Origin of the sequence: Myxococcus sp. AB056, assembly GCF_006547365.1 — a bacterium.
GTDB lineage: Bacteria > Myxococcota > Myxococcia > Myxococcales > Myxococcaceae > Myxococcus > Myxococcus virescens.
Map to the genome: position 1 here is coordinate 19,864 of NZ_VHLB01000105.1, position 8,686 is coordinate 28,549.

Annotated in this window: 5 protein-coding genes; 2 read left to right on the forward strand and 3 right to left on the reverse strand. The window is 68.3% G+C overall.

What is annotated here, in order from left to right; translation table 11 throughout:
- Positions 1–33 precede the first annotated feature (33 nt).
- Complete coding sequence (locus FMP39_RS31785; protein WP_228558508.1) at positions 34–1,056, reverse strand: DUF3616 domain-containing protein; 1,023 nt, start codon at positions 1,054–1,056, stop codon at positions 34–36.
- 628 nt (positions 1,057–1,684) lie between these two features.
- Here FMP39_RS31785 and FMP39_RS31790 point away from each other — a divergent pair.
- Complete coding sequence (locus FMP39_RS31790) at positions 1,685–2,242, forward strand: sugar O-acetyltransferase (RefSeq protein ID WP_141593818.1); 558 nt, start codon at positions 1,685–1,687, stop codon at positions 2,240–2,242.
- Positions 2,243–2,312: 70 nt separating this feature from the next.
- Positions 2,313–2,906: a DUF998 domain-containing protein gene (locus FMP39_RS31795; protein ID WP_141593819.1), complete on the forward strand. Its 594-nt coding sequence runs from the start codon at positions 2,313–2,315 to the stop codon at positions 2,904–2,906.
- 494 nt (positions 2,907–3,400) lie between these two features.
- Here FMP39_RS31795 and FMP39_RS31800 read toward each other — a convergent pair whose 3' ends face one another.
- The gene (locus FMP39_RS31800) at positions 3,401–5,407 is read right to left on the reverse strand and encodes an amidohydrolase (protein ID WP_141593820.1); all 2,007 of its coding nucleotides are present in this window, start codon (positions 5,405–5,407) and stop codon (positions 3,401–3,403) included.
- A 456-nt stretch (positions 5,408–5,863) separates the two neighbouring features.
- Complete coding sequence (mutS, locus tag FMP39_RS31805) at positions 5,864–8,566, reverse strand: DNA mismatch repair protein MutS (protein WP_194858644.1); 2,703 nt, start codon at positions 8,564–8,566, stop codon at positions 5,864–5,866.
- Between the last annotated feature and the right edge of the window lie 120 nt (positions 8,567–8,686).

Consider the following 8,686-nt stretch of genomic DNA (forward strand, 5'->3'; position numbering starts at 1 on the left):
CCCCAAGCGCGGCGGACGGACGCACCCGCCGCCTCACGGCGCTTCCGGCAGCCGCACCCAGACGCCCCGGAAGCGCTTGCGCGACGGGTCCTTCAGCCGCTTGCACTCGACGCCGTCCACGGGCGCGGCGCCGTCGTCGCTGAGCAGCAGGATTTCCTCGGCGTCCTCCGGCGTGAAGAAGGCCTCCGGGTTCAGGCCCGCCAGGTCCACCGATTCCACGGCGACCGGGGCATCCTCACCGCCGTGCCAGGTGAACAGCCGGGAGGTGCCCTCTCCCGCCGTGCCACCGCTGATGATGACGTAGCGGCCGCGCCACCAGGACAGCGAACGGATGCCCAGCCCGCCCAGGTCCAGTTGCACGGGCTCGCCCAGTTGGGCCCGTGCGCCCTCTTCCACCAACGCAACCGGATTGAGCAGCGGCACCAGCAGCGCCTTCCCGTCGGGCACGGGGCTGCGGAAGCCCACGAGGATGGTGCGCCCATCCGCCATGGCCGTCATGCCCTCGATGTTGAGCCCTCCCGGAGCCTTGGGCGCCTTCGTCTCGGCCCCGTCCAGCCCGAAGCGCGCCAGTTGGGGCGCCGCGAGCATGTCATCCAGGAGTTGCGTGTACGGCCGCCCCACCAGCCGGGGCCCCGCGTCCGTCTCCTCGGTGGCGAAGAAGCGCAGCCGGCTGGGCGCCTTCTTCCCGGAGCTGCTCCGGCCGTGGGACGTCAGCCAGAAGGACAGCGAGCCCAGCCCGGTGGCCGCCTCGATGTCCGCCTCCGGGGGCTTCTTCTTCGCCGCGGGCAGCTCCAGGTCCGGAGACAGGTCCACGCTCTGCACGGGAGGACCGCCCCGGCGCGCGTCGTAGACACGGAGGATGTTGTCCTCATCGTCGCCCACGACGAACAGGCTGCCGCCGAGCGCCACCGCGCCGGAGGCGTCACACATGCCCTCGAAGCGCAGCACCTCGCGGCCATCCATGGACGCGGCGGTGACGGCGCCGGGCCGCTCCCCCACGCCATGAGCCGAACACCCCCAGACCAGGACTCCCATGCAGACAGGCAGCAGCCTCATGGCCCCACTCTTGGCCACGCTCAGCGCATGTGGGGAGTGGCGCGGCGCTGACTGTGCGCTGTGCGACACCGGGACTGTGAGGCCGACACGAAACCCGTGCCGGCCCCAGAGGTGATGTGTTGCCAGCACTGCCCTGGGCCTTCACTTCTTGGGAGGGTTGTTTCCGCGACCTCCGCCAGAGGGGTTTCCGGTCGTGCTGGGAGCATTGGCCGGCCTGCCATGACCGCCGCCGCCGCCTCCTCCGCCACCCTTGCCCGAACCACTGCCCCCCTGCCCTCCGCCATTGCCCTTGCCACCACCGGAACCCTGACCGCCGCTTCCGTTGCCTTTGCCCATCATGCCTCCTTGGTGAGGAAACACGCGGACGAGACACCATCCACTGACATGGAGGAAAGGAGCCGCCCGTTCCGACGTGCAATTGCAGACATCGGGCGCACCAAGTCAGACGGAGCTTGCGCTGCCGCGGCTCAACGCAGGAAGCGCGTGAGCACCGCCAGGTCGTCGGCTCCGGGCCCGTGAGCGCGACCTGACAGATGTGGGCGTTCTGCGCCGGGAACACGTGACGCAACCAAACGGAGGGACTGAGATGCTCCGCCCTACCGACGAGCCCCGTGAAGGAGGAGCACCCATGAAGAGTGAGCGCCAGAAGATGCTGGATGGGGAGCTTTACGACCCGTTTGACGCGGAACTGGTGGCGGCCCGCATTCGCGCGCGGGACCTCTGCCAATCGCTCAATGCCACCCGAGAGGGCGAGCAGGAGGAGCGGCGGCGCATCCTCCAAGCGCTGGTCGGCGCAGGCGGCGAAACGGTGTGGATGCAGCCACCCTTCTTCTGCGACTACGGCTCGAATATCGAACTGGGGGAGCGCGTATTCTTCAACTTCAACTGCGTCGTGCTGGACGTGTGCAAGGTGCACATCGGCGACTACACGCTCTTCGGGCCTGGCGTGCAGATCTACACGCCCATGCACCCGCTCAACGCGGAGCTGCGGCGGAAGGAGGAGTACGGCAAGCCCGTCACCATCGGCTCGGATGTCTGGGTGGGAGGCGGGGCGATCATCCTGCCGGGCGTTCGAATCGGCTCGCGCGCAGTCATTGGTGCCGGCAGCATCGTGACGAGGGACGTTCCTGACGGCGTGTTCGCCGCCGGGAACCCCTGCCGTGTCGTCCGCGAGATCACGGAGTAGCGATTGCGTCACGAGGCACGCTCGCGGGACGGGTTTTCGCCAGGGGCGCCGTGAGCTTAATGCCGGAGGAATGAGCTTCTGGATAGTCGTTGCGGCGGTGCTCACCGGGTTGCTGGCCACCGTGCCACCGTGGTGGTTCGCGCGCCGGCGTCCTGGCTACAGCCACCTGAGGAACACCATCAGCGAGCTCGGGGAGACTGGGGCCCCCGATGCGCTCCGAGTGGCCTGGCTCGCCTTCGCGCCCCTGGGCCTCGCGGTCTGGGGGTTCGTGGCGCTCCTCGGAGGGCGGCTACCGGAGGACGCTGCGACGGGGCTCATCCTCCTATCGTTGCTGGGCGTGAGCTACGTCGGCGCCGCGGTGTTCCCATGTGACGCGGGAGCGCCGTTCTGGGGGACCTGGCGGAACCAGGCTCACAACCTCGTCGCCGCCATCGGCTACTTCGGCGCGGGCGCTGGTTTGATCGAGCTTGGGCGCACCTTCGAGGACACGGCGATGCTGTCCGGTCTTGCGATGCTCACTGCCGCGCTGGGCAAGGGAGTCCTCGCCGGAATCTTCGTGCTGTCCTTCGAATCGCCCGTGCGAGGATTCGTTCAGCGCCTCATCGAGGCGACGGTTTTCGGCTGGATGCTCCTGGTGGGCGTGTGGCTGGTGGTGGGGGCCTGAGCCAATCCCTGCACCGTCAGGGCTTTGGCTTTGCAAACACCAGAGGCACGAAGAGGGCCACGCAGCCCTCTCCGTGCAGCCAAGCTCGAGGCGCGCCATGAGGCGAGGTGAACCGAGGGCAGGGGCACACCTCGGCAGCTCGCTGTTCGGAAATGTCGGGAGATTTCGCGGCGCAAAACCCCCGACATTTCCGAACAGCGGGCTACGGGAGTGACTCCGGCGCCTCCCCCGGCGCTAGGGATCTCCGGAGGGCGCGGTCCGTTCAGCATGAAATCCACCACGGAGGTGATGGCATCCGCGCGCGCCGTGCGCTTACGAGGTGCCCTCGCGCGCATGCACGCCTACGCGAACCGCGAATCCATCCCAGGTCGCCAGTGGGTTCGGGTTCGCTGGAATCACAAGCGGCGATCGACAGCAACAAAGGGGCGCCAAGACGAACGCCTCCCACAGGAGTCCCCTGTGGGAGGCGTCTGGACTGGGCGCTTGAGCGCCAATCAGTGCTGGCTGCCGGTGGGCCGTCCGTTGAGGTACGTCTGGATCACCTGAATCTGGCTGATCTTCGTCGGGTCGCCCCCCTTGGCCGGGTCGAAATCGAGCGGGTTGGCGCTCAGCACGACGAAGTCAGCCACCTTGTCGCGCTCGATGCTGCCAATCAGCTTGTCGAGCTCGTGGTGACGGGCCGGCACGATGGTAATCGCGCGCAGCGCCTCCTCGACGGTCGCCGCATGCTGGGCCCCGAGCACATACGTCTTGGTGAAGTCCGGATAGGACCAGGTGCGCCGCGTCACGGCCTGCTCCACGAACCAGAGGGGACGCGTCGGGGTCACCATGGAATCACTGTGGAGCGAGAACGGAATTTCATTCTCACGGTCATAGGCGATGGGGTCGATCTCGCTCGCGGCCTCCTTCCCCAGCATCTCCACGAAGGCATCACCCCAATACGCCACGTGACCAATCAGGTGCGTCACCTGGACGTCGAGCGCCGACACCGGCTTCCCATCCATGACACCCGCTCCCTTGCGCAGGTCACCAATGCGCTTGGACAGCGTCGGCTGGCCCACTGTGTTGTGGATGAGGAGCACGCGGTGGGGGTTCTCCTTCGCCTGCTGGAGCCGCGACAACGCATCCAGCGCCCACGTGTTCGCGCCATTGCCGTTGGCGTGGAGATTGAACCGCCACGTCCCCTGATTCCAGAGCGGGCTCAACTGGTCGACAATGGCCTGCGCGCTGTCGTAATCCGCCCGGCCCTCGCCTGCACCGGAGCAGTGCCCATCCTCCAGGTACTGATACGGCGAATCCAGCTTCGCGGTACATCCCTGCGTGGAGCCGTCCACCCAGATCTTGATGCCACCGGCGCCCAGCCACTTCGGCAACGCACAGTCATTCCCAGGCTTCGGCTCACACGCGGGCGCCGTCGGCTGGAGGTCCGCTCCCGTCGCAGCGTCCGCGACCACGACCCCCGTGATGCGGAAGGGGAACCCGGGCAACTCGGTGAACCGCTTCACGGCGTTGATCTGCGACACGCTCTGGAGCCCACCATCCGCGATGGTGGTGACACCTGCATTGCGCAGCGCCATGATGGCGCGATCAATCTCCGCGCCGCCCTGCTCCGCGAGCTTGACCGGGTCGGAGTGCATCAGGGCCATGGGGAGGTTCTGCTGCATCGCCTTCATGAACGGCCCGAAAGCGGACGACTCCCGAAGCAGGCCCGTGAAATTGCCATCCGCATCCATGACCCATTCGCCACCGCCCTTTCCAACGGCGTCAGGCGGCTTGCAGCCCTTGACGACTCCGTTCGGACAGACGGCCTCGAAGGCCTTCTGGTTCACGTAGGCCAGGTGGCCCGACTGGTCCACGATGAGCACCGGCCGTTCCTTGGTCACGCACGCTTCGAGGTAGAACTTCGGCTTCGTCATGAAGCTCGCAGGGCCGCCCTTTCCGCAGCCCGTTGTGTTGTCGAACGTCTGCCTCGACGGATCCAGGTTCATCCCCAGGACGAAGACGTCGCTCCCGATGGCACTCGCGTCCTCCACCTTCATCGAGGAGAGCGCGCTCAGAATGTCGCTGCGGGACCTGCAGTCCGCGGACGGGTCCACCCTGTACGGGGGAGGCAGGCAGGGCGCCAGGTCATGCGTGCCCAACACACTCTGAAGGAGCGTCGGCAGGAAGTGCATGTGCGGATCGAAGAAGCCCGGCATCAAGACCTGCCCGGGCGCGAGCTGGACGGTTTGCACCGAGGTGTCCAGGCCCTTCTGCACCTCGTGCGCGGTGCCAACCTTCAGGATCTGGCCTCGTTCATCCACCAGGACGGCTTCGGCAATGGTCCCCTTGTCATCCATGGTGAGCACCTTCCCGAGGAACAGGGTGGCGCCAGGCCTTGCGGGGCCGCGCTCGACGGGCGCCGCGCAAGACGACAGGAGGGCGAGTGCAGCCACGAGCTTGGAGCCACGGGGGAATGCACGGGGAGGACATGAGGCATCTCGACGCAGAGGTCCAGACATAGGACTCCTTTTAAATGAGGTGAGACACCATACACGGAAGCCCAATCAATTCCATACACCCCCAGGGGACAAAGACAGACACGTCAAGACGTCGTCCGACGCGTCAACAGGGGTCACTGACACGTCAGACGTGGCCCGTCCCCAGGGAGCATCCGCCGTGAGGCCGTGAACTGACACGGCAGGCTGTCCGTTGACACGTCAGCGCCGGTCCGACGCGTCAGCGCGAGTCGCGTCCTGCAACCGCTTGGTCCGCCAAATGGTGATACACGGTAGTAGACGCGAGCATCGAGTCCCTGCCGTGAGCCCCATCCACCCCACCCGAGCCGTATCAACGGGCTCCGAGGCGGGCGGTGACGGTGCCCTCGGGACACGACCGGATACGCGGGTGCGGTGAGGCCCTGCGCCCGAGCGAGGGCCTCACCGAGGAACAACACAGGCGTCCCAGGCGGGCGCGCCCTACTCCAGCTCGCGCTGGAGCTTCGCCAGCAGGTTGAGCGCGTCCAGGGGCGTCATCCGGTCGATGGTCGCCCCCTTCAACGCGTCCAGCGCCTTCTGCTGCGCGGGCGTCACCCCTGTGCCGCCCTGCGCCGGCTCCATGCCGAACAGTCCAAGCTGCCCGGTCGAAGCCCCACGCCGGCCGCCCTGGGGCTGCCGCACGGCCACCCGGGGCCGGCCCGCGTCATCCAGCTCCCCGGACTCCAGGTTCTGGAGCAGCTCACGCGCGCGCCCCACGACCTCCGGAGGCAGGCCCGCCAGCTTCGCCACCTCGATGCCATAGGAGCGGCTGGCCCCGCCCGGCACCAGCTTGCGCAGGAAGATGACCTTGCCGCTCTGCTCCTTCACGGCGACGCACAGGTTCTTCACCCGAGGCCGCTCGCGGGCCAGGTCCACCAGCTCGTGGTAGTGCGTCGCGAACAGCGCGCGCGCCCCCACCTTGTCGTGCAGGTGCTCCGCCACCGCCCAGGCGATGGAGAGCCCGTCGAAGGTGGACGTGCCACGGCCAATCTCATCCAGGATGATGAGGCTCTTGTTCGTGGCGTGATGGAGGATGTGGCTGGTCTCCGTCATCTCCACCATGAAGGTGGACTGACCGCGCGCCAGGTTGTCCGCCGCGCCCACGCGCGTGAAGATGCGATCGCACAGGCCGATGCGCGCCGCCTTCGCCGGAACGAACGAGCCCGCCTGCGCCATCAGCGCCGTCAGCGCCACCTGCCGCATCACCGTGCTCTTGCCGGCCATGTTCGGACCGGTAATCACCATCAGCTGCGCGTCCTCCGCCGGGTCCAGGCGGACGTCGTTGGGAACGAACGAATCCCCCGCCCCCAGCATGCGCTCCACCACCGGGTGCCGCCCCGCGGTGATGCTGAGCGCCACGGACGCGTCCACCTCCGGCCGCGTGTAGCCGTACTCCGCCGCGCACCGCGCGAAGGACAGCAGCGCGTCCCCGGTGGCCACCGCCTCCGCGGCGGACCGGATGCGCGGCGCCGCCGACACCACCTGCGCGCGCAGCTCCTCGAAGAGCTGAATCTCCAGCGCGCACCGCCGCTCCTCGGCGGTGAGCACCTGCTCCTCGTACTCCTTCAGCTCCGGGGTGACGAAGCGCTCGGAGTTCACCGTGGTCTGCTTGCGGATGTAGTCCTTGGGCACCCGGTCGAGGTTCGACTTCGTCACCTCCAGGTAGTAGCCGAAGACCTTGTTGTAGCGGACCTTCAGCGAGGAGATGCCGGTGCGCTCCTTCTCCCGCTGCTCGATCTGGAGCAGCAGGTCCTTTCCGGACGTGGACAGTGCCACCAGCTTGTCCAGCTCCGCATGGAAGCCGGCGCGAATCATGCCGCCGTCCTTCAGCGTCACCGGCGGCTCCTCCGCCACGGCGCGCGACAGCAGCTCGGCCAGCTCCGGCAGCGCGGACAGGGGCCCCGTCAGGGACTTGAGCAGCGGGGACTCACACCGCGCCAGCACCGACACCACCCGGGGAAGCTGCGCCAGCGACAAGCCCAGCGCGCGCAAGTCCCGTGCATTGCCCGCGCCCAGCGACAGCCGGCCGCACAACCGCTCCAGGTCTCCCACTTCCTTGAGGATGCCGGCCAGCTCCTCGCGCCACACGCTGCGCCCGGACAGCTCCTCCACCGCGTCCAGCCGCGCGTGGATTTCCGGCAGGGAGCCCAGCGGAGACGCCAGCCACCGCGCCAGCTTGCGCGCACCCAGGCTCGTCACCGTCTTGTCCAACACGCCCAGCAGCGAGCCCTTGCGCCCACCGTCTCGCAGCGAGCGCAGCACCTCCAGGTTGGCCCGGGAGGACTCATCCATCAGGAGGTTGCCGCCGCGCTCCTGCCGGCTCAGCCGGTCCACGTGCGCCGCCGCCGTCTTCTGCGTGTCCTTCAGGTAGCGCAGCGCGGCGCCCGCGGCGCCCGCGGCCAGGGGCGCGTCGTCCAGTCCGAAAGCGGACAGCGACTGCACCGCGAAGTGGCTGCGCAGGTAGCCCGCCGCCCGCGTGGGGTCGAACGACGCGGCCTCGCCCTCCGCCACCGCCGGCGTGCGCACCAGCCGGGCGAGCAGTTGCGCCACCTCCGGCGCGTCCCGCTTCCCGTCCGGCACCAGCAGCTCACGGGGCTCCACGCGCGACAGCGACTCCGCCAGCTCCGCGATGCCCGGGGCCTCCAGGGCCATGAACTCGCCGGTGGACGCCTCCAGCAGCGCCGCGCCCCAGCCCTTGTCGTTCCAGGACACGGCGGCCAGGAAGTTGCTGGCCTGCGGCTCCAGCACCTCTTCATCCAGCACCATGCCCGGGGTAATCACCCGCGTGACTTCCCGGCGGACGATGCCCGGCCCGTTGCCCGGCTCCTCCACCTGTTCGCAGATGGCGACCTTCAGGCCTTCCGACACGAGCCGGCCGATGTAGCGCCGCGCGGCATGGTAGGGCACCCCGCACATGGGCACCTTGTCCGGGCCCTTGGACCTCGCGGTGAGCGTGATCTGGAGGATCTCCGAGGCCTTCACCGCGTCCTCGAAGAACATCTCGTAGAAGTCACCCAACCGGAAGAACAGCAGCGAGTCCGGGTGGAGCGCCTTCACCTCCATGTACTGGCGCATCATGGGGGTCAGGGAGGCAATCTCCCGGGCGCCCGCACCCTCGTTCACCGGCCCCACCTCGGGCGTCATGTCCCCGGGGAGCTCCACCGCTGCGGTCCTGCCTGCCTTCGCCTGCTGCGTCACGGCCATCCCTGCCCTTCTCTCATGGCCCCACCCCCGGATCAACGAACCGGCGCCCTACCCGCCGAG